The 20,726-nt window shown below is 57.2% G+C and carries 23 protein-coding genes and 1 pseudogene; 7 read left to right on the top strand and 17 right to left on the bottom strand.

What is annotated here, in order from left to right; genetic code table 11:
• Both tatC and BG52_RS11605 read left to right on the top strand, forming a co-directional pair.
• Positions 1 to 640: twin-arginine translocase subunit TatC (tatC, locus tag BG52_RS11610; RefSeq protein WP_051602323.1), on the top strand; the 640-nt coding region annotated here is incomplete at its 5' end.
• A 131-nt stretch (positions 641 to 771) separates the two neighbouring features.
• Complete coding sequence (locus BG52_RS11605; protein ID WP_036580775.1) at positions 772 to 1,989, top strand: MFS transporter; 1,218 nt, start codon at positions 772 to 774, stop codon at positions 1,987 to 1,989.
• 29 nt (positions 1,990 to 2,018) lie between these two features.
• On the opposite strand, the gene BG52_RS11600 is transcribed toward BG52_RS11605, so the two are convergent.
• Positions 2,019 to 2,651 (bottom strand): O-methyltransferase, encoded by a 633-nt coding sequence (locus BG52_RS11600; protein WP_036667293.1) that lies wholly within the window; start codon positions 2,649 to 2,651, stop codon positions 2,019 to 2,021.
• 116 nt (positions 2,652 to 2,767) lie between these two features.
• Between BG52_RS11600 and BG52_RS11595 the strand changes: the two genes are divergently transcribed.
• Both BG52_RS11595 and BG52_RS11590 read left to right on the top strand, forming a co-directional pair.
• Positions 2,768 to 3,919: a THUMP domain-containing class I SAM-dependent RNA methyltransferase gene (locus tag BG52_RS11595; protein ID WP_036580772.1), complete on the top strand. Its 1,152-nt coding sequence runs from the start codon at positions 2,768 to 2,770 to the stop codon at positions 3,917 to 3,919.
• 85 nt (positions 3,920 to 4,004) lie between these two features.
• Positions 4,005 to 5,978, top strand: coding sequence for an LTA synthase family protein (locus BG52_RS11590; protein WP_036667292.1), 1,974 nt, complete (start codon positions 4,005 to 4,007; stop codon positions 5,976 to 5,978).
• A gap of 81 nt (positions 5,979 to 6,059) precedes the next feature.
• On the opposite strand, the gene BG52_RS11585 is transcribed toward BG52_RS11590, so the two are convergent.
• The 6 genes from BG52_RS11585 to melA all read right to left on the bottom strand — a co-directional run bounded on the left by BG52_RS11585 (position 6,060) and on the right by melA (position 10,444).
• A complete protein-coding gene (locus tag BG52_RS11585) occupies positions 6,060 to 6,290 on the bottom strand; it encodes a YuzB family protein (protein ID WP_036580769.1) in 231 nt (76 codons plus the stop codon).
• A gap of 4 nt (positions 6,291 to 6,294) precedes the next feature.
• Positions 6,295 to 6,597: a HesB/IscA family protein gene (locus BG52_RS11580; RefSeq protein ID WP_036580766.1), complete on the bottom strand. Its 303-nt coding sequence runs from the start codon at positions 6,595 to 6,597 to the stop codon at positions 6,295 to 6,297.
• A gap of 104 nt (positions 6,598 to 6,701) precedes the next feature.
• Entirely contained in the window at positions 6,702 to 6,932 is a 231-nt protein-coding gene (locus BG52_RS11575; protein ID WP_036580847.1) for a hypothetical protein, read from the bottom strand.
• Positions 6,933 to 6,983: 51 nt separating this feature from the next.
• Positions 6,984 to 8,057, bottom strand: coding sequence for a M14 family metallopeptidase (locus BG52_RS11570; protein WP_036580764.1), 1,074 nt, complete (start codon positions 8,055 to 8,057; stop codon positions 6,984 to 6,986).
• A gap of 130 nt (positions 8,058 to 8,187) precedes the next feature.
• Positions 8,188 to 8,997, bottom strand: coding sequence for a glutamate racemase (gene racE, locus BG52_RS11565; protein WP_036580762.1), 810 nt, complete (start codon positions 8,995 to 8,997; stop codon positions 8,188 to 8,190).
• A gap of 148 nt (positions 8,998 to 9,145) precedes the next feature.
• The gene (gene melA / locus BG52_RS11560) at positions 9,146 to 10,444 is read right to left on the bottom strand and encodes an alpha-glucosidase/alpha-galactosidase (protein ID WP_036580760.1); all 1,299 of its coding nucleotides are present in this window, start codon (positions 10,442 to 10,444) and stop codon (positions 9,146 to 9,148) included.
• A gap of 149 nt (positions 10,445 to 10,593) precedes the next feature.
• Between melA and BG52_RS11555 the strand changes: the two genes are divergently transcribed.
• Positions 10,594 to 11,451, top strand: a complete 858-nt coding sequence (locus tag BG52_RS11555; protein WP_036580757.1) for an AraC family transcriptional regulator — start codon at positions 10,594 to 10,596, stop codon at positions 11,449 to 11,451.
• A 92-nt stretch (positions 11,452 to 11,543) separates the two neighbouring features.
• Here the strand turns inward: BG52_RS11555 and BG52_RS11550 are convergent, their stop codons facing one another.
• From BG52_RS11550 to BG52_RS11530, 5 genes are all read right to left on the bottom strand, one after another.
• Positions 11,544 to 11,894 carry a YtxH domain-containing protein gene (locus BG52_RS11550; RefSeq protein ID WP_051588042.1) on the bottom strand — a complete coding sequence of 117 codons (351 nt, stop codon included), beginning with the start codon at positions 11,892 to 11,894 and terminating at the stop codon, positions 11,544 to 11,546.
• Complete coding sequence (locus BG52_RS11545; RefSeq protein ID WP_036580754.1) at positions 11,895 to 12,398, bottom strand: DUF948 domain-containing protein; 504 nt, start codon at positions 12,396 to 12,398, stop codon at positions 11,895 to 11,897. It abuts the gene before it with no gap.
• A gap of 314 nt (positions 12,399 to 12,712) precedes the next feature.
• Positions 12,713 to 13,366, bottom strand: a complete 654-nt coding sequence (locus BG52_RS11540) for a helix-turn-helix transcriptional regulator (RefSeq protein WP_036580841.1) — start codon at positions 13,364 to 13,366, stop codon at positions 12,713 to 12,715.
• A 159-nt stretch (positions 13,367 to 13,525) separates the two neighbouring features.
• On the bottom strand, positions 13,526 to 13,948 hold the full coding sequence (locus tag BG52_RS11535) for a DUF86 domain-containing protein (protein ID WP_036580752.1): 423 nt from the start codon (positions 13,946 to 13,948) through the stop codon (positions 13,526 to 13,528).
• Positions 13,949 to 14,098: 150 nt separating this feature from the next.
• Positions 14,099 to 14,386 (bottom strand): Dabb family protein, encoded by a 288-nt coding sequence (locus BG52_RS11530; RefSeq protein ID WP_036580750.1) that lies wholly within the window; start codon positions 14,384 to 14,386, stop codon positions 14,099 to 14,101.
• Between the two features lie 146 nt (positions 14,387 to 14,532).
• Between BG52_RS11530 and BG52_RS11525 the strand changes: the two genes are divergently transcribed.
• A complete protein-coding gene (locus tag BG52_RS11525) occupies positions 14,533 to 14,784 on the top strand; it encodes a hypothetical protein (protein ID WP_036580838.1) in 252 nt (83 codons plus the stop codon).
• 41 nt (positions 14,785 to 14,825) lie between these two features.
• Here BG52_RS11525 and BG52_RS11520 read toward each other — a convergent pair whose 3' ends face one another.
• The 4 genes from BG52_RS11520 to BG52_RS14950 all read right to left on the bottom strand — a co-directional run bounded on the left by BG52_RS11520 (position 14,826) and on the right by BG52_RS14950 (position 17,047).
• Positions 14,826 to 15,212, bottom strand: coding sequence for a cupredoxin domain-containing protein (locus BG52_RS11520; RefSeq protein ID WP_036580747.1), 387 nt, complete (start codon positions 15,210 to 15,212; stop codon positions 14,826 to 14,828).
• Between the two features lie 133 nt (positions 15,213 to 15,345).
• Positions 15,346 to 15,747, bottom strand: coding sequence for a YhjD family protein (locus BG52_RS11515; RefSeq protein WP_051588044.1), 402 nt, complete (start codon positions 15,745 to 15,747; stop codon positions 15,346 to 15,348).
• A gap of 118 nt (positions 15,748 to 15,865) precedes the next feature.
• Positions 15,866 to 16,282 carry a phage holin family protein gene (locus BG52_RS11510; RefSeq protein ID WP_036580744.1) on the bottom strand — a complete coding sequence of 139 codons (417 nt, stop codon included), beginning with the start codon at positions 16,280 to 16,282 and terminating at the stop codon, positions 15,866 to 15,868.
• Positions 16,283 to 16,297: 15 nt separating this feature from the next.
• Positions 16,298 to 17,047, bottom strand: a complete 750-nt coding sequence (locus BG52_RS14950; RefSeq protein ID WP_081793829.1) for a glucosaminidase domain-containing protein — start codon at positions 17,045 to 17,047, stop codon at positions 16,298 to 16,300.
• A gap of 394 nt (positions 17,048 to 17,441) precedes the next feature.
• Between BG52_RS14950 and BG52_RS11500 the strand changes: the two genes are divergently transcribed.
• Positions 17,442 to 19,478, top strand: a complete 2,037-nt coding sequence (locus BG52_RS11500) for an alpha-glycosidase (RefSeq protein WP_081793822.1) — start codon at positions 17,442 to 17,444, stop codon at positions 19,476 to 19,478.
• 156 nt (positions 19,479 to 19,634) lie between these two features.
• Here the strand turns inward: BG52_RS11500 and BG52_RS11495 are convergent.
• A pseudogene (locus tag BG52_RS11495) lies at positions 19,635 to 20,620 on the bottom strand (hypothetical protein).
• Positions 20,621 to 20,726: the final 106 nt, after the last annotated feature.

Genomic DNA, 20,726 nt, shown 5'->3' with positions numbered 1-20,726 from the left:
GGCGGCCGCCTTCCTGTACGTCCGGCAGATTTACGGCTGGCTCGTAAGGGACCTCGATCAGCAGCTCGTCATTCTCGGGCCTACCGACGTGGTGTGGGTTTACTTCATGCTGACGGGGGTCGTGGCGATAACGGTGACGATTCCGACAGCGGCCTATCAGATCTGGAAATTCGTTCAGCCAGCGATGAACCGCGACACCCAGCGGGCTACGCTGCTCTTCATTCCGGCTATGGCAGCCTTGTTTCTTAGCGGCATCGCCTTCGGCTATTTCATCCTGTATCCGATGGTGCTTCAGTTCATGATGGGCGCGGCCGCAGGTGATTTCACGGCGATGTATACCGCGCAGCGGTACTTCTCCTTCATGATTCATATGACGGTGCCGTTCGGCTTGCTTTTCGAAATGCCCGCCGTTGTCATGTTTCTGACCCGTCTTGGTATTCTCAATCCGCACCGGCTGGCGAGAGCCCGCAAAATGTCCTACTTCGTTCTGGTCATCGTCGCCGTTGCGATTACCCCGCCGGACATACTGTCCGACATCGTCGTCATCGTGCCGCTGTTTCTGCTGTATGAGATCAGCATCGGCATATCGAAGGCGGTGTACCGCAAAAGGTTAAGACTGCAGGACGAAGCCCCGCTTTAAGTACTTTCCTTGCAAAAGAGCAGCCGCCCGGCTGCTCTTTTTGCTGCGTTTCGGCCTGCGCCTGCCGCTGTGATATACTGAGACGGACGGTTTAACGCATCGGAGTTTGACGCAAAGGGAGGTCTGGATCGATGGCACAGTGGAAAATTAATCTGGCCGTGCTGTGGCTGGGGCAATTTCTCGTTTTGGCCGGGATGACGATGATCATCCCCTTTCTTTCGCTCTATCTGCAGCAGGATTTCGGGCTGACGGACGAGCAGGAAATCGCAACGTGGGCGGGCGTCATTTTTGCGGGTAATTTCGTGACGTCATTCCTGTTCCAGCCGCTGTGGGGAAAATTGGCCGACCGGCACGGCCGCAAAATCATGCTGCTGCGCTCCGGCTTCGGCATGGCCGTCGTCATGGTGCTTATGGGATTCGCGCAGGCGCCTTGGCAGCTGCTCGCGCTGCGCATGCTTAACGGCACGATTTCGGGATTCAACCCCGCTGCGGTCTCGCTCGTATCGGCCACAACGCCGAAAGACAGAATGGGGTTCGCGATGGGCCTTGTTCAGTCGGGCGCGATTGCGGGTACGATCATGGGGCCTTTCATCGGGGGGCTGCTCGCCGACTGGGTAGGCTTCCGGCCGATTTTTTACATAACGGGGACGCTGCTGTTTCTTGCTTCCCTGCTCGCCATGTTTCTCGTCAAAGAAAACTTCGACCGGACGAAAGCGGCTGCCGTACCGCAAATATCGGTGTGGGCGGGCTTCAAGGAAATCAGCCACATCCCGCAGTTGACCGCCTTGTTCGCCGTCACGCTGCTGATTCAATTCGCCATGATGAGTCCGATGCCGCTCATCCCGCTGTATGTGCAGCGCCTGCACGGCACAACGGAAAATCTGGCCTTCTGGGCGGGCTTCGTCGGCTCGGTCACCGGATTGTCGAACATGATCGCCTCCCCGCTGCTCGGAAGGCTGAGCGACAGGCAGGGCGCGGAGCTGGTGCTGGGCGTCTCGCTTGTAGGCGCGGGCTTGATGTTCATTCCGCAAGCGTTCGTGAGCGAGGTATGGCAGCTGCTGGTCGTCCGCTTCGCGCTCGGCATTTTTCTGGGCGGCCTCATTCCCAGCGTCAACGCGCTTATCCGCAAGCACACGCCTGACGGCATGGAGAGCCGGGCCTACAGCTTCAACAGCAGCACCCTTAGTCTCGGCAACGTGGTGGGGCCGATCGGCGGCGGGGTCGCATCGGGCTTCATCGGCATCGAGGGTGTGTTCCTCGTCGCAGCCGTTTTGTTTTTCCTCAACGCCGTCTGGGTCAAAATGGTTGTCTTCCGGCCGGCCGAGCGCCGAAAACCGGACAGCGGCTGAAATGTGCCGGATGACCCGGCCGATGGACGTCACCTTTTAACCACTGCGACGGCGAGGCCGTCATAGGCCGGCAGAATCGTGCCATCCAGGCGCGGATCGGACGCAAGCCGCTCGTTGAACGCGCGCATGGCCGTAACGGAAGGCCCCTCTTTGGCAGGATTGCAGACTCTTCCGTGCAAAAGCGTATTATCGGCGGCAATGATTGCGCCGGAATTGGCCAGCGTCAGCGCCCATTCCAAATAATCGGGGTAGCCTTCCTTATCCGCATCAATGAAGAAAAAATCGAAACGCTTGCCCTCGCTCGCCAGCTCCGCCAAGCTGTCCCGGGCATCACCGATCCGGTACGTGACGCGGTGCGCAAGTCCCGCAGCGGACATATGCGCGTAGGCGACATCCGCGTAATCCTGCCGCAGCTCAAGCGATGTGAGACGTCCGGCTTCACCCAAGCCGCGGGCCAGGCAAATGCCGCTGTAGCCTCCCAGCGCTCCGATCTCCAGTATTTCTCTCGCCCCGGACATCCGCACCAGCAGCGTCAGCAGCCGGCCGAAGCCGGAAGCGATTGAAATGTCCGGCATACCGGCAGCGCGAATGCCCTCTTCCGCCCGCGAGAGATCGGCGTCAGGCGCGAACAGCCGATCCACATATTCTTCGGAGCTTAACATCCGTTTCCTCCTTGGTTTCATTTTGTCCTGAATTATCCTATACTTGATTGTATCTTTTCGGGGCTTCGGAAACAACCGCGGCCACCTTGTAACGGAAGCGGAGCGAAGACATGCCCATGAATACTATAGAATTGATCGCCACATCCCCGATGGGGCTTGAAGCCGTCGTAGCAAGAGAATTAAGGGAGCTCGGCTACGAACGGGTTACCGTCGAGAACGGCCGGGTGACGTTCACGGGGACTATGGCGGATATATGCCGGACCAACCTGTGGCTGCGCACGGCGGATCGGATTCTCGTCAAAATGGGTGAATTCGAAGCCCGGACGTTCGACGAGCTTTTCGAAGGAACCAAGGCGCTTGATTGGCCGGACTGGATTCCGGGTGACGGAGAGTTCCCGGTCGAAGGCCGGTCGCACAAATCACAGCTGTCAAGCGTTCCCGCCTGTCAAGGCATCGTCAAGAAAGCGATCGTTGAAAAAATGAAGCAAACATACGGGACCGAATGGTTTCCCGAGGACGGTCCCCGTTACGTCATAGAAGTAGCACTGTTGAATGACCGCGCACTGCTGACACTTGATACGACAGGACCCAGCCTTCATAAGCGCGGCTATCGCAAGCTCGTTACGGAGGCGCCGCTGAAAGAAACGATGGCCGCCGCCATGATTCTGCTCAGCCGCTGGGGCCCGCACCGGCCGCTGTACGATCCGTTCTGCGGCTCCGGCACGATTCCGGTGGAAGCGGCGATGATCGGCTGGAACATCGCTCCCGGTATGCGGCGCACCTTCAACAGCGACGCTTGGCCGGTCATCGGCGGCGAGGCGTGGGACAACGCCCGTGAAGAAGCGTTCGATGCCGTACGGGACGACGCGCCGCTCGAAATCGCCGGTTCCGATATTGATCCGAAGGCGATTGAGGTGGCAGAGGCATCGGCCAAGAAAGCCGGCTTCGGCAAGGAAATCCGCTTCAAGACGCTGGCCGTCGCGAAGACGAAGCCGGAGGGCGAATACGGCTGTCTGATCACGAATCCGCCATACGGTGAACGGCTGGGCGATTCGCGCGAAGCCGAGAAGACGGTCCGCGAGCTTGGCTTCACGGCTTCCCTGCTGCCGAGCTGGTCTTTTTTCGCGCTTAGTCCGGCCAAGTCGTTCGAGCACTATTTCGGCCGCCCTGCCGACAAAAAGCGCAAGCTGTTTAACGGCAGAATCGAATGCCAGCTCTATCAGTACCTCGGCCCGCTTCCGCCGCATCCGGCAAAAAGGAACGAGTAGCAGCCGTTTTGAAACGGCCAAATCCGCCTATAATGAATAGAAGCTTTCCCTGCGTGAATCGTAAACAGAGAGGAACCGAGCGATTATGCTTTCCGCTTTAAGAACAGCAGCACGCCGCGGCGTTCACGGCTCGTTCCGCATGCTGGAACGAACCCGCGGCGCGGATATGGTTCTATTTTTCGTGCTGATGACGCACAAGCTGTCCCATTTCAACATCATGCTCGACGTTCGTAACATGGAGTTGACGCCTGACGATGTTTTGATCGCGGTTGGCACTTTGGCGCTTGTCTCCTTCTGGACCGTGTGGCTATCTTACCGGTGGCGTCTCATCGTTCTGGCCGCTCTGAATCTGATTCTGACCGCGGTACTGTATTCCGATCTGGTTTACTTCCGCTATTTCCAGGACATCATCTCGTTGCCGGTGCTGCTTCAGGCCGGACAAGTCGGCTCGTTGGGAGGAAGCATCGCTTCCTTGCTTTCGTGGCGGGATATCGCCTATTTCGCCGACTGGCTTCTGATCATTCCGCTTGCGGTTTATGCCCTGTTCTCAGGCCGACGGCCAAAAGAGCTGACCTTCCGCGCGCCCAAGCGGGTCCGAATGGCAGTCCTCCGCCTCTCTTTCAGCCTGATTGTTTTTGCCGCCGGCCTGACGCTTGTGTTCGTGCCGGTCAACGCGGCCAATCAAACATGGGCGAAAGGGCTTTTTACCAACAACTGGTGGAACGTGTCGGTCTATAACGTAACCGGGCTGTATGGCTTTCACGGTTACGATATTTACCGCTCGGTCAAAGCTTCGACCGAAGAGAAGGCGCTTACGGTAACGCAACAGCAGACCGTTATGGATTGGTTCGGGACACGCGGCTCGCTGCGCGCTTCGCTGGCCGAGAACGACAAACCATTCGGAGCGTACAAGGGCAAGAACGTCGTTATGGTGCAAGCGGAAGCGTTCCAAAATTTCGTGATAGGCCGATCGATCGGCGGCGTCGAAATCACGCCCAACCTGAACCGTCTGATGAAAGAAAGCATCTATTTCAACCGTTTCTATCATCAGACCTCGCAAGGACGCACATCGGACGCGGATTTTGCGGCCCAATGCTCCCAGCAGCCGCTGCCGAGCGGCTCTGTCTTCATCCGGTACGCAGACCATACATTCGATTGCCTGCCCGGCGCACTAAAAGCCGAGGGATATGGGACGTCCGTATTCCACGCTTACGAAGGCGGCTTCTGGAACCGCCATGCGATGTATACCAATATGCAATACGACGTCTACTACAACAAAAAGCATTTCCAACTGGATGAGCCTGTCGGCTGGTCGCTCGGCGACAAATCGTTTTTCCGTCAATCGGCGGATCGGATCTCCGGTCAGAAGCAGCCGTTCTACTCGTTCCTGATCACGCTGTCCAGCCATCACCCGTACAAGCTTCCCGCAAGCATGGAAAAGCTGGATGTCGGCGAATTCCAAGGCTCGATGTTCGGCGACTACCTGCAGTCCGTCAATTATACGGACGCCGCGCTCGGCGAATTCATCGCCAGACTGAAGGCCGAGGGTCTATGGGACGAAACGATTTTCATTTTTTACGGCGATCACGACAATTCGATCCGCGACTGGGAGCCGTTCGAGCGGTTTCTGGGACAGAAGCTTAATCCAATCGCCCGGCAGCAAATTCTGAAGCAGGTTCCGTTGATCGTCCGCCTGCCGGACGGAGCGCTTGGCGGAACGGTTCGCAGCGATGTCGGCGGACAGCTCGACATTACCCCGACGATTCTGCATTTGCTGGGCGTCGACAGCAGCAAGCTGGCCATGCTCGGCACGCCCCTCGTGACGGATACCCCGCTTCCGGGCAAAACCGTCGTATTCCGCAACGGCTCGCTTACGGACGGCGCCGTTTATTATCTGCCGTCCGCTGCAGCCGACGGCGGCAGCGGCTGCTTTGACGCGATAACCGGCGCCGTGCTTGACGACAAGGCATGCGCAGCCGGAAAGGAGGCCGCCGCAGAGGAGCTTGAAGCCTCTTCGGACCTGATCGAATACGATCTCCTTGCAAGCGGGAAAGAGTAACACGCGGCAAACGCAAAGAAGGCTGCTTGCCGTCGTCTCCGACGGACAAGCAGCCTTCTTTGCGTTCCATCCATTTGGCGTTCAATCCTGGGCTTTGATATATTTTTTCGCTTTTTCGATGGCCTCGTCCTCGGTCGGAGCCGTGACGTACCGTCCATTTATGAAAATGAAAGCATAACGCGAGCAAGGGCCGCAATACGACTTGCAGGCGACCTTGATTTCCGCGTCCGGCACCAGCTTCTGCAGCTTCGGCAGCGTTGTTTTCACCCGCATGTGTTTACATTTGTCGCAAATCCGAATATCGTTCGCCATACCGTCAATGATCGCCGTGGTTGCCTTGGGACGGGTTCGTGATGACGAAACCTTCCTCCGGAACGTAAAAATAGTCGATGCGGACGCCGTCCAGGAACGGGTCGCCCTTTTTCAACAGCACGTCGATCCCCTTGTCGGTAGACACGATTTCATCCTCTTCCTTGGGCTCGTCGATGCCCATTCCGTAATGGGCATGATCGCCGTGCGAATGCGTGACGTAAACACGCAGCTTCTTGCCCTCGTTCTCCGGCTTGTTCAGCTCTTCCAGCAATATTTTTGCCGCATTGCGCGAAATTTTGCAATTCATTTCGTATGCCAACTCCCTCTCAGCGCCACATGGTTAGGCCGTGACCCCGTCGCTTTATCAAATCTATCTTATTGTAATGAATCGGTTTTCTAAGTTCAACCTCTTTATTGCGGATACTTGCGCTCCATATAGCGTGTATATAATTCCGCCGCCAGCATCGTGACGGCAATATCATCGATCGGCAGCAACGGCATTACATCCGGCATCACCCAATATACGGCGACCGGCACCAGATACAACAGCTTGTCCGCAAGCCGAACCCTCGGCGATACGAGCAGCCGGTAAATCCGGACGAAAACATGCTTCCAATGACGCAAGGACACTAGCTTCCGCATCATACGGCATCCCTCCTATGGCCCCATTATAACATATCCCGCCCCTGCGTTTCACACGCGGAGCATCGCCTCCAGCAAAAGCGGCGCGATATCGTCGTAGATATCGTCGGCTTGCAGAAGCGGCAAAGGGTTCACACCGACTCCGCACTCGACGGTAAAGCCGGGCTTGCGAAACCGCTGAATAAACCAATCCTTGTACCCGGCGTCGCTTCCGTGCAGCTTGACTGGATGATACCCGCTCGCGCGGCCCAACCGATCGGCCAATTCCCCGGCGCCGGCAGGCTCGCAATCGCGGTAATTCCAGTAAATTTCCTGGCCTTGCGTATGAAGCGCAATGACCATATCGAAAGATTGCCTGATCGTAAGCGCAGCCAGCGCCGCAGCTTCCGGCTCGGACAGCGGCGCTTCTCCGGAATAATCGCGCGGCCCGGGTCCTTCTGCGGCGCGTCTCGCGCATTCTTCCTCCCAATGCGCCGGAAATTGATCGTTCAAATCCACTCCGCGCACATTCGCCTTCCAGCGAAAAAACCGGTCCGAATAACGATTCCAGCGAATAAGATCGCCGCCGAACGGGTGAGCGGGCGCCACGCCTTCCTGCGCAAGCTCCACCCCGTCGGGGTTGACCATCGGGACAAGCCATAGCTGCGTCCGCCCCATCAGTTCGCGGGGATCGCAACCCCTGATCGGTGTGCGCTGGCTGACGGCGCGGCAATAATCCTCCAGAAACATCATTAACACCAGCGACGTAATCCACTCGTTCGCGTGAAACGACGCGTTGACATGCAGGCGACGCTTCCCGTACCCGATTCTCAGCGCGCCGATCGGTTTGCCCATCACACTCTGTCCGATAACGCCGGCTTGCAGAAAAGGATAGAAATGCCGCAAACGATCGATGTCGGCCGACAGCTGCCTGGGTCCGTACTCCGCGTTGCCACGCACGATGCGCGCCTCCGCGCCAAAAACCCCCGGCACGGCTTGCCGGGAGACAAGCAGCTCCGAACCCGCGGCAAGATGGCGAGTGCGGGAAACATGCGGGTTGGCCGCATACAGCGCCTCCGCTTCCATTCCGAATCTTTCGGCAATTCGCAGCACCGTATCGCCGGGACGGCTGATGTAACGATCCATGGCCTTCCTCCCCGAAATACGCTTTCCCTATATGTATTCCGCCAGCCCGAGCGGTATGAGCGACAACGGCCAAAAGCCGCAGCGGCGGCTTCTTCGGCTCGCGCGTTTCGGCTTTCAGCAAGGCCCATCGTCATCCGATATTCGGCACCTGCCAGACGATCGGCGTCAATTCGATTTCTTCGTTCAACCACTGTTGGGCGATCGCCTTGAACAGGGCCGGGTCGCCGCTGCAGCAAAACTGATGGACGGGCATTGCCTCACCAAGCGCCAGCCGGCCCTTCACTTGCAGAATCGTGCTGATGTCCCGGGCCGTTTCCTCCGCCGAGCTGATCAGCGTAATATGGCGGCCCACAGCCTCTGCGATGGCATCCGCCAGAAACGGATAGTGCGTGCAGCCGAGAATGAGCGTATCGATCGGCGTCGAGCGCAATGGCTCAAGCGAGTCGGCGACGGTCTTGTATGTTTCATCCGAACGAAAATTCCCCTGCTCGACCAGCGGCACGAATTTCGGACAAGCACGGCTGATCACCTCGATTTGCGGCTTCAACTGCTTCAGCGCCTCCTCGTAAGCGGCGCTCTTAATCGTGCCCTCCGTTCCGATTACGCCGACAAATCCCGATTGGGTGCGATTGATCGCCGCGCGCGCGCCGGGATGGATAACCCCGATTACCGGCACCGCCACCCGCGAGCGGATATCCGCCAATGCAAAAGCGGTGGCCGTATTGCAGGCGATCACGACCATTTTCGGACGGAACTGAATTAAATAGTCGACGATCTCCCTCGTAAACCGAATGACTTCCTCTTCCGGCCGCGGACCGTAAGGGGTGCGTGCGGTATCGCCGAAATAAATGATTTTCTCGCGCGGAAGCTGGCGCATGACTTCTTTCACTACCGTTAAGCCGCCCACTCCTGAATCCAATATGGCGATCGGCTGTTGCACGTATACACCGCTTTCTTATTTTGAAGTAACGTAAGATGTAACAACATACAATATGAAGGACAGCTGTTAAACGTACCTATAAGGCTATCGCACCACGATTGCCCGCGCCTGTCCGATCGACGGCATGCCTTCCAAAAAAACTCGTTCCTTAACGGAACGAGGGCAGCCATTCGCCGTGCGCTTCGATTAAATCGTCGCACATTGCGATAATATCATCGATGGAGAGCTCGGCGGCCGTATGGGGATCCAGCATCGCCGCATGGTAGATGTGTTCTTTTTTGCCGGTCATCGCCGCCTCGATCGTCAGCAGCTGCGTGTTGATGTTCGTCCGATTAAGCGCGGCGCACTGGGGCGGCAGATCGCCCACATAGGTCGGATTGACGCCGCTGCCATCCACCAGACAAGGCACCTCGACGCAGGCCTCCTTCGGAAGGTTGGTGATCAGGCCGGTGTTCATGACGTTGCCGCCGATTTTGAACGGCACGTTCGTCTCGATCGCTTCCATGATATAAGAGGCATATTCATGCGTGCGTTCGTGGGACAAATTGCGATTGTCCACCAGTTCGCCGCGCATCTTTTGCCAACGGTCGATCTGCTCGATGCAGCGGCGCGGGTACTCGTCAAGCGGAATGTTGAACCGCTCGATCAGCTCCGGGTAGTTCCGTTTGATGAAATAAGGATGATACTCCGCGTTGTGTTCGGACGATTCAGTTATATAGTAACCGAATTTAAGCATCATTTCGAACCGCACCATGTCATGGTGCTTTTCCTTTTGCTTCTCGGCCGCGCGGCGCTTGATTTCGGGATACAAATCGACGCCGTCCTTGTTTGCCTCGAGCAGCCAGGCCATGTGGTTGATGCCGGCAATTTTCGCCTGAACGCCCGTCATATCCATATCGAGGCTCTTGAACAGCTCGGGCACGCACGCCTGCACGCTGTGGCACAGTCCGACCGTACGTACGCCGCCGTACGTATTCATGACGTTCGTCAGCACCGCCATCGGATTCGTATAGTTCATAAAAAGCGCGTCCGGACACACCTCCCGCATATCCCCGGCAAAGCCGAGCATGACCGGAATCGTCCGCAGATTGCGGAAAATGCCGCCGATGCCGATCGTATCCGCAATCGTCTGGCGCAGCCCGTATTTTCGAGGAATTTCGAAGTCAGTGATCGTGCAGGGGTCGTAGCCGCCTACCTGGATCGCGTTTACCACGTATTTGGCGCCGCATAGCGCGTCCTTGCGGTCGGTATAAGCGCGCACCTCGCAGGTGGAGCCGGAGGTCGCCTTGATATTGCGCAGCATGCGCTCCGAATCCGCCAGCCGCTCAAGGTCGATATCGAATAACGCGATTTCGAAGCCTTGCAGCGCGGGCGTCAGCATGCAGTCGCCCAGCACATTTTTGGCGAACACGGTGCTGCCGGCTCCCATAAACGTAATTTTGGACATGTCTTTGGCCTCCTTGATTTTTCTATCTTTACAGTAAGCCAAAGCCGCCTTCAATCGTATGGCAAAATAACGGTTTCATATGGACATTTGTAGGGAGATCCGCTACATTGCTTAACAAGCGAGACATTGGGAACGGACGGTGCGCAGCTATGATTCTTGAGCATACCCTGCATGAGCTGGGGGTCAACCCGGCGCCGGCGCCGGCGGAATTAACCGTTATTTTTTGCGGAGAAGGAAAGCCTGTCGGCGGGCACCGCAACGGACCGGGCGTTCACGACTATTATTTGGTCCATACCGTGCTGTCCGGATCGGGGCTGTACGAGGTGAACGGAAAAAGGTACAAATGCAAGGCCGGCGACACGTTCTTCATCTTTCCGGGCGAACCTTTCTTTTACGAAGCCGACGATCGGGATCCTTGGAGCTACGTCTGGGTCGCTTTCATCGGCAGCGGCGCCGCCTCGCATCTGAGCGGGATCGGCGTCACAGCGTCGGCACCCGTCATACACGGCGGCGGCCGCAAAATTCCAGCCCTCTACCGGCGGCTGCGTTCCCGGCTGCTGCAAGCCGACAATGCTTCACAGATTACAAGCCTGGAGTCGGCCGGTTATTTGCGGCTGCTGCTCGCCGAATTCGCTATCGCGAACCGGCACATGCTGCCTGCGGCCGCTGCATTCTCCTCGGATATCGAGCGCCGGATCGCACTGGCGGTTCATTTGCTGTCGACCCATTACGCCCAATCCGTGTCGATTGAGCGGCTGTCGCAAACCTGCGGCTACCATCGCACCCATTTCTCGGCCATGTTCAAGCAGTCCACCGGCTATTCACCAAAGCAGTATTTGCTTAAAGTTAGAATGGAACGCGCCGAGGCGCTGCTCGCGACGGCGCTGCCGATCGAGCAGGTCGCGTCCTCCGTCGGCTACGGCGATCCGCTGTATTTCTCCAAGCAATTTCATAAATGGAGCAGTCGTTCCCCCTCCGCCTTCCGCAAATCGCTTCGCAGCGGCTGACCTGCAATCAAGCAACGGCCGAGAGTCGCAGGGCTCCCATGCAAAAAAGCCGGGAAGCGACCGTTATGCCCTTCGCTTCCCGGCTTTGGCGTTCATCCCGCTTTTTCCGTATCCGTCTCTTCGATTGCGGCCTGTTCCCCGTCGTCGCCCTTCGTTCTCCACGAAGCGACCGTTCCGATGACGCCGCCGGCTGCCTCCTTCGCCTTGCCGGCAAGCTGTACCGTGTGGCTGCCGACGTGCTTCGCGATTTTCCCTGTCGTCTCACCGACCTGGCCAGCGAGCTTGACGGTCGTTTCGCACGCCTGCTGGGCTCCTTCGGCTATGTCCTTGCGAAGCTCCTTGCCCGCTTTAGGCGCAAACAGCAGCGCCGTCAATACACCGACCGCTGCGCCGGCCACCGTTCCGATTACAAACGTTTTTACATCCTTCTTCGTCGCCATCATTCATTCGCTCCTCTCAAACTTATCGCGCTCTTCGTCTCGTCTCGGCCGCATCGGCATAGCGGCTGCTTCGGTGCGTTTCGTCTCCCACCATTTCCAGGCGGTCCAGCCCAGCTCCGCCCAGCCAAGCGCTTCTCCGAATTTTTGCTTGCCGGCGCCAGACGCATGCTGCAGGCTGCGCTCGGCCAGATCGTTAATCGCATGCGACACGAAATGAACACTCTTCGCAGTCCGTTCAACCGCCTCGCCAAGCTGCTCCGAGGCCGAAACCAGCTTCTCTACCCGCTTCAGTTGGCCGTTCACGGCAGCGGTCGCCTCGGAAGCCTGTGACGTCAGCGTCCGAAGCTCGCGAATCAACGCGAGCGTCTCGTTATCCAGCCGGTCCACCGTTAGCCCGACCCTCAGCAGCAAGCGCCGGCTCGCCTGAATGAACCGCAGCACGCCGAATACCGACACGCCAATCGCCGCCAGCATCAGCAAAACAGCCGTCGTACCCCACACCGCCATCGCCGCTCCTCCTTCGGCCGATCTAGACGAATGCCCAGTTCGTACTGACAGTATAGTCGGGTGGACCTTGTCTTGACACTGATTCGATGGAAGTTTGTTGCGTTGGCCGGCCGCCTCATAAGCGGGCGCCAACCCGCCCCTATGAGCAATATCCCTTTTAAACAGGAAGTTGGAAAACCAAATGAAAGTCTACCCCCAATTCCAAATACGCATAAAGGGGTTGGAAAGACACCTCAATGCCACCGAACCCGATCAAAACGAAAAAAACTCCCAGAGGGAGTCGGATTGCGATCGATAAAAGGATGCCCGAACCGTTAACGAGCAGCCGTAATCCGATAGCTGCATTTGCCGCCGCCTTTGGCCAGGCATTCGGTGCGCTCCACGGCTGCGCCGAGCAAATCCTCAAACAGCGCCAGTTCGCAGCTGCATGCCTGCTGATAGCGGCTCGCCACCTGGACGATCGGGCAATTATATTCGTGCAGCATGTAGACGGGTTGCCCGCCGTCGGTCAAGGATGCCGCTTCATTATTCTCCACTTCCACCATGTATCCGCCGGCGTTCTGAATAGCCGCCAGCTCCTCCACCCGCCCGGCGAGCGGCTTGCCTTCCATACGGGAGGCATAGCGTTCAAGCAGCCTGCGCTTGCGCCCTTCAAACAAACGGTGGACCATGTCGGCCGCTTCTTCCGATTGCTCCAGCTCCTCCAACAAATCCAGCGCCAGCACATGATAGTTTTTCGGGAAAAACTGCTCGGCGTATTCTGTCAGCTCATAGACGTAGGCCGGCCGTCCCATCCCCTGCCGGATTACGCGTGGAGTTACATAGCCATCCTGCTCGAGTGCGTTCAAGTGTCTCCGGACCGCCATCTCGGTCAGCCCCAGCCTGCGGGACAATTCGCCGACCGTACCGGGGCCTTTCGTTTTCAACAGCTTCAGCACGGCCTGCCGGGTGGACCCGTCATGCCGCATTCCGTAATCGGGCGTCTGTTCGTCTTTGCCTGCCGTCCCCAACCGTTTCACCTCCGAATACACAACGCACCCACCGATTGCCGGCATCGTCACCGGTCGATTACGGCTATTTTAACGTACTTTGCGCCATTCGTAAATGATCGGCGAACAGCACCGCACTCAAGCCAGCTCCCGCTCCAGATAGGATTCCACCGCTTCCTTGAATGCGGGCAGTCCTTCCGAAATCTGTGCGGTAAGCGGATGCAGCTCTGCTCTCGGCCAATCATAATAATCCTGAACGAGCGCCTTGCGCAGCCGGACCAATGCGAGCAGCGTTTCCTTGAGCGCCTCCGGAAATACTCCCTCGCCGCCAGTAATTTCAACGATATCCTCATAGCTGCTGGCGTCGCGCATAATAAATCCGTCAATCAGACAGCTGCCGACGTCCGTCACAATCTCGATGGCGAGATGAAGCGCCCTCTCCTGCGCAAGCCCTTGAAGCAGCGTGCCGTTCCATTCGAAAGCCAATGTCCGGAGCGCCCCTGCGACATCCGGAACCGAGCGCAGTCGCTGCGCAATTTGTTCGCGGTTTACGTAATACATCGATCAAACGCCCCGCCTTTACGGTTTCTTTTTGCGCGCTTTGCGCTTCAGCCAAACGGCCATAACGATACAACTGATAATAACAACCAACAGATAAGTCATCATTTCATAAACGTCTCTCATCATTGCAACCTCTTGTCCGGTTCGAATTTAGCTCTCGAAATCGACGCTGACCGACGTTTCGCGGGCTTCCTGCATATGCTCGATCACTTTTTTGTGCTCCGGGTGCACCTGATACGCTTCGAGCGCTTGCATCGACTCGAACTTCGTAATGAGCGCGATGTCGTACGAACGCTCGGAATGCAAAATATCGGTTCCCACCTCAAGATGCTTCAGCTCTTCAATCTTGCCCTCCATTGCCTTCAGCACGCCGGCCGTACGGGCGATGCTCTCGGGACTGCCGTCCTTAAGCTTAAACAATACGATATGCGTAATCATGAATCCCACTCCTCATGTCTTATCTACAAGGGCTTCTCCGGGCCGCCTATCATAGCACAGCGAATGGCCGATGCCCTTTTGTCACATCATAACCGATAAAGGAAGCCTTGGGCAATCTTTACGTCATGAGATCGGAGGCCGGCAGCATGCAATATCGGGTGACGTTAATCGCGACTTTGTTCGCACTGGCATTGTGCCTGTACAATTACACGGGCTACGACCCGCATAACCTGTTCTTCCTCATGTTCAGCATACCGGCGTGGTTCGTCGATTTGATCGCGGATGTGCACAATGTCAGCGTTCTGCTTATGTATGCTTTGACGATCGTTTCCTACGCCCTGATCGGCTACGCGGCCGACCGCTTGATTGCAACACAACGCATGAAAAAAGGAGCCTGACGGCTCCTTTTGCGATTGACGAATACAGACAATAGCTTGGCTCACTTTTCTACAATGAGCTTCGATTTCATGTTGGCATGTCCCACGCCGCATGGAACGGTACAGACAACTTCATATTCGCCCGCTTTGTCGAATGTGATGTCTTGCTCCAGTTTGTCTCCCTGCAGGTCGACGCCCAGGTCGGCAATTCCAAGGCCGTGGATACCGGTTTTATTTTTAAGAACGAGGCGGACCATCTCGCCTTGCTTGACGCGGTATTCCGGTTGATCGAATACGAAATCGTTGGAGGCTTCAACTTGCAGCAGCGTCATCCCCTCCGGTAGGCTCGGCGCTTCTTCCATTTGCTTCGCAGGAAGGCCGAACGTGATCAGGTACAACCCCAGGACGGAAGCTGCGATGAAGACGACGAACATCATCCATTTGTGCATTTCTTCGTGCTCCCCTTTTCTCGTTTTTCTCGTAAGGTCTACTTCTTATATTACCTAAGATTGTCGCTTCTTCTCAACCTTAAACTTTCGGCCGAGAAATTTTTTTTTGTGATTTTGACAAAATCATGAACATTCAGCCCGGAAAATAGGCTTTCAGAACACGCTCCGATTCGGTTTTGACGAAGCCCCACCGCATCGTAAAGCGATGATGATAGCCGCGGCATACGTACTCCGCAGTAAGGCCCTCCGTCTCGCGCCGCTCCTCATAGACCTTAATGCCCGATTCGCGAAAGCCTTTGCGGATGGCGGCCAGTTCAAGCAGCACCCGATCCTGCAAGCCTCTGAGCACCGATTCGTACAAGCGCGGAAGCTTCGCCGCCGAGGAACCGACGATGCCGATATCATGATCCAGGATACGCATAACGATCCCCAGCAGCACATATCGCTTCACAATTTCAAGCTCTTCCTTCGTCTGCACCGGCGGACGGTTCTCGATCTCGACGACTCCCGTCCGACCACTGTCTCCCGTGACCATCGGCCACCCCTCCAAACAAGAACATTTGTTCTTATTATAGGCGGATCGAACACAAGTTCGCAAGGGGCATTCGCCTTTTAATTTACGCTGCGCCCGCCGAACCCCGTACGGCAGTCGCTCACTCCCCGTCTTTCTTACGATCCTTGAGCGCCGCAATTAATACGCGCAGCCGTTCCGGAAAAGGCAACCCGAGACGTCCGTAATTTTCGGCGACGGAAATGAGCTCGTTGACCAAATAAAAATAAGTCGCGCCTCCCATGGCCATATCGCCCGTTCCGAGCAGCATATCCAGCCGGTGGGCGAGCAAAAGCACGAGCAGCGACAGCCCTTTCCTGGCAAGCCCCCAAAAGCCGATTTGGCTGTTGAGCCCCTGCTTCGTACGCAGGGCCGCCGCCACCCCGGTTATATAATCGACCCCCATCGCCACGAGCAGTACCGTCAACGCCTCCGTCCAGCCGCCGAATGCGAACGTGATGACCGCTCCGGCCAGCGCGCATACAGACGCCAGCGCTCCCATCGACCATTGCCATTGCATAAATATCCCTTCCTTCTAGGTGTCGATTCCGACCGTCTGCCGGGCTCCGTCCCAATGCACCCGGGCTCCGAGGGACTCGGCCAGCGCGCGGAGCGGTACGTATCCTGTCCGCTCAATAATCATTGTCGGGTGAACGGTGCCGTTCACGGTTACCTCCTTGCCGTTCCATCCGATTTGCGCGCCCAGCCGCGTACCGACGATGCGCGCGGGCCCCCACGTCTGACCGTCGACCACAAATCCCTTGCCGACCTCCTCGCCGTTCACCTCAACGCTTACGGTGAAAGGCTCGTCCTGCGGTGGTCGTACCGGCTCGTCGAATCGCTTTAGGTCGTAAGCCCGAATAAGGTCGATGAGCTTGACAGCGTAGTTCGGATCGGTCGCGTAGCCGCTGTCCTGAAGCGCCTGCGCCTGCTCTTCCGGCGTACTGGCGACGCGCACGCGCGCATACCGCGGCCGCTGCATCAGCAAATCCTGATCCTTGTAATAGTCATAAACCGAATCGTAAGCGCGAAAGTCGGCAGATACGTCGACGCGCTCGCCGTCGTAGACCTCCCATGTGCGCTTGTTGACGGCCTGTCCTCGCCAATAAGGCGTGAGCCTGCCATTACCGACTTTAATTCCCCCAAGATTGTTCCACGGATGGATGACGCCGCCCGTCTCCAGCAGGTTTTGCGCCAAACGGACCGATGGAAAAAACGGTGAGCCTTCGCTTCTGGCACGAACCGCAAGCGGCGCCAACGCCGCCAAAAATTGCTCTTTTGTCATAACGTCCTTCCTCTCCCTGCCGTCTGTATTCTTGTCCTTGCTATAGGATATGCGGGCCGCGCAAAGACCGCCACGGCATTTACGGATGTCCGCGCCCGCGCTATTCGTCAAATTCGACGGCCCGATGGGCGCGCTTGATATCGCCATAGTCGTATTGTCCGCCGTATGGATTTTACTCACGATCGTAAAATGGATTCGTTAACGGATGTTCGCCCATCGGAACCCCTCATTTCAGCCGATTATTCCGTTATTGCCGGGCACCGGGCAATTTGGTATAATCAGATTGCCGAAATTACCCAATTTAAAGGCAATGCTACCGCAAGGTACAACCTCGTTCTCATGACGAACGGTTGTACCTTTTTTATTTTACTCACGATATGGGGGATCTGCCATTATGCTCTTGGAAGCGATCGAACACCGCCCGAAGCTGAACTGGGCAAGCGCGTATGACACCGGGACGGTGGAATTGCGCATCCGAACGAAGCGGGACGACATGCAGGTCGTTCACGTAGCGGCCGGAGACAAGTACGATTGGAAAACCACAAGGGTGCTGCAGCCGATGAAAAAGCTGGCGTCGGACGCGTTGTTCGATTATTGGCAAGCGTTCGTGAAGCCGCCGTTCCGGCGCTTGCGCTACGCCTTCCTGCTCGACGACGGCGACATCCGCCTATGGCTGACGGAACAGGGCTTCGAAGCCGAAGAGGCGGCGGAGCCGCTGCGGTTTTTCGATTTCCCCTACATCAACCCGGCCGATGTATTCGAGCCGCCGGCATGGGTGAAGGATGCTATATTCTATCAAATTTTCCCCGAGCGCTTTGCCAACGGCGACCCGTCGAACGACCCCGAAGGCACGTTGCCGTGGGGCGGGGAACCGACGCCGGCCAACTTTTTCGGCGGCGACCTCCGGGGCGTGCTTGACAAGCTCGACCATCTGAGCGAGCTCGGCATCAACGCGATTTATTTCACACCGGTATTCGAGGCGCCTACGAACCACAAGTACGATACCCGCGATTATTACAAGGTGGACCCGGCCTTCGGCACGAACGAACAGCTTAAGAAGCTCGTGGAGGCATGCCACGCCCGCGGCATCCGCGTCCTGCTGGACGCCGTATTCAATCATGCCGGACGCTCGTTTCCTCCGTTCCTTGATTGCCTTGCGAACGGGGAATCGTCGCCGTATGCCGGCTGGTTTCACGTCCGGGAATGGCCGCTCGGCGTGAAGGACGGAATTCCCACCTACGAAACGTTCGCCTTTGAGCGCCATATGCCGAAGTTTAATACCGAGCACCCGGACGTTCAGTCTTATCTGCTCGGCGTCGCGCGCTACTGGCTGGAAGAGGTCGGCATCGACGGCTGGCGTCTCGACGTCGCCAACGAGGTAGATCACCGCTTCTGGCGCTCCTTCCGCGACACCGTAAAGACCGTCAGGCCGGATGCCTACATTCTCGGAGAAATCTGGCACGACCCGTTAGCGTGGATGCAGGGCGACCAGTTCGACGCCGTCATGAACTATCCGTTCACGACAGCCGTGCTCGACTTCTTCGTCGAACGCAAGCTCGACGCCAAAGGCTTCGCGGACGCCATAGGCCGGCTGTTAGCCGCTTATCCGACGAAGGTTGCCGAAGCGGCGTTCAATCTGCTCGACAGCCATGATACGCCCCGCCTGCTGACCCTGTGCGGCGACAACAAAGCGCTCATGAAGTTGGCGGCGCTCGTACAATTTACGATGACGGGGACACCATGCGTATATTACGGCGACGAGATCGGCTTGACGGGCGGCGCCGACCCCGGCTGCCGCAAGTGCATGGAATGGGACGAAGAGAAGCAGGACCGCGAGTTATTCGCCTTCTATAAGCGGCTTATCGCGCTCCGCACCGGCTCCGAGGCGCTTCGCACGGGCAGCTTCGAAATCGTGCAGGCGGAAGCCGGCGGCAAGGTTCTGGCATACAGCCGCGGCAACGAAAAGGAACGGTTTGTCATCGTCCTCAACAACCGCAGCGCGGAATCGTCCGCCCTGCTCACGCTCGGTCCGGGCAGTTGGCGCGACGCATGGACGGACGAGCTTGCCGATGCCCCGGAGGGCCTGCTGCAACTGTCGCTTGAGCCGTACGGCTACCGAGTATACAAGCGCGGCGCCTGCGGAATAAACGAGAATGAGCGCCCATTTGCTGTCCAGCAGGTTAAGCTGAAGCAGCATGATGTAAACGGCGATCATGCTCATGAAGCCAGGGAACATGCCGAGCACGAGCACGGTCGACATGATGGTCTTGCGCCCGGCGAACCGGAAGCGGGAAATGGCGTAAGCGGTGAGCAGTTGAATGAGCGTGCCGAGCACCATGCTTACAACGGCGATTTGCAAAGTGTTCCAGAACCAGCGGACATAAAAAACTGCTTATCCTTCATTTCGCCTTGCACAAACAGGTCGCTGTAATGCTTAAGCGTCAGCTCCGCAGGGATGAACGTTTCGCTGAACAGCGAGTCGCCCCCTTGAAGGAGGACATCAGTGTCCAGAGCGCCGGATATAAGCTGGCGGCGGAAATGAGCACCAACAGGATGTAACTGACCGCAAGTTTGAAGGCCGACGGTTTCATTGGATCATATCCTCCTCTTTGAACGACTTGGTGCGGGTATAACTATAGATCGAGATCGACGCGATAATGAGGAAAATGATAATGCCGACTGCGGAAGCGATGTTGTACCGGCTGTTGTCGAGCGTAAGCTTGTAGAGCCAGGTAACGAGCAGGTCGGTCGAGCCCGCCATGTTGTAATCGAGATCCTTCGGATCGCCCTTCGTCAGCAGGAAAATCATGTTGAAATTGTTGATGTTGCCCGCAAACTGCATGATCAGCAGCGAGATGAACTGCGGGATGGCGTAAGGAATGATGAAAATGGTCCGCCACCTCCCTTTGAAGCGGATGCCGTTCTGATGAATGAGCAGTGCAACCGCAATGCCGCCGAAATAGCAGGTCACCGTCGACAGGATCGCCCAGATGACGGTCCACGTCAGCACCCCGTAGAACGTGCCGCTCCAAGCTTTCATCGTCAACAAATCCGAGAACGTTCCGAAACCGATCCAATCAACCAGATTTTTGGGCGGGATGTGGTCAGGCGCCGCGTAATTGGTGAATGCCATCAGAATCATGAACAGGATCGGCATAATCGTGAAAAACAGGACGCCGAGAATCGGCAGCGAAAGCAGCAGCCAAGGAAAGCCCTTGTCGCGCAGATTATTCAAGGATGCGGCGAAAGACGGCGCTTGCCCGCCCCGGTCCCGCACCTGGCCGGTCTTGTAGGCATCCCGGACGCTGAGCACGTATAACGACAGCTAGATGCCGACCATAACCAGTGCAATCAGCCCGTATATCATCAAAAAGATCGAATGGTCGCCCGGCTGGGGGACATACCTCCTGCCCACCTTCACCATTTGGGTGGGGGTATCCCTCGAGTGTGACGAGGCCGGCCAGATCGGTAAACAGCGCCATAATAATGGCCTTCAATCCGGCGGCATGGATCAACAGGAAAAAGACGACCTTGACGTACTGCCTGTTGTTTGTAGAGCTGGCCCAGCCCCATGCTCAATACCGACAACCAGGCCGCCGTTCTCGCATGTTTGTGCACGAATCTTCCTCCTCAAGTTTTGTACAAAACAATACCTCGCCCGCCGGGATGCCGGCGGGCG

This window comes from Paenibacillus darwinianus, assembly GCF_000598065.1.
Classification (GTDB): Bacteria; Bacillota; Bacilli; order Paenibacillales; family Paenibacillaceae; genus Paenibacillus_I; species Paenibacillus_I darwinianus.
The sequence above is the reverse complement of the archived record's forward strand: the minus strand, read 5'-3'. Positions and strand labels throughout refer to the sequence as shown.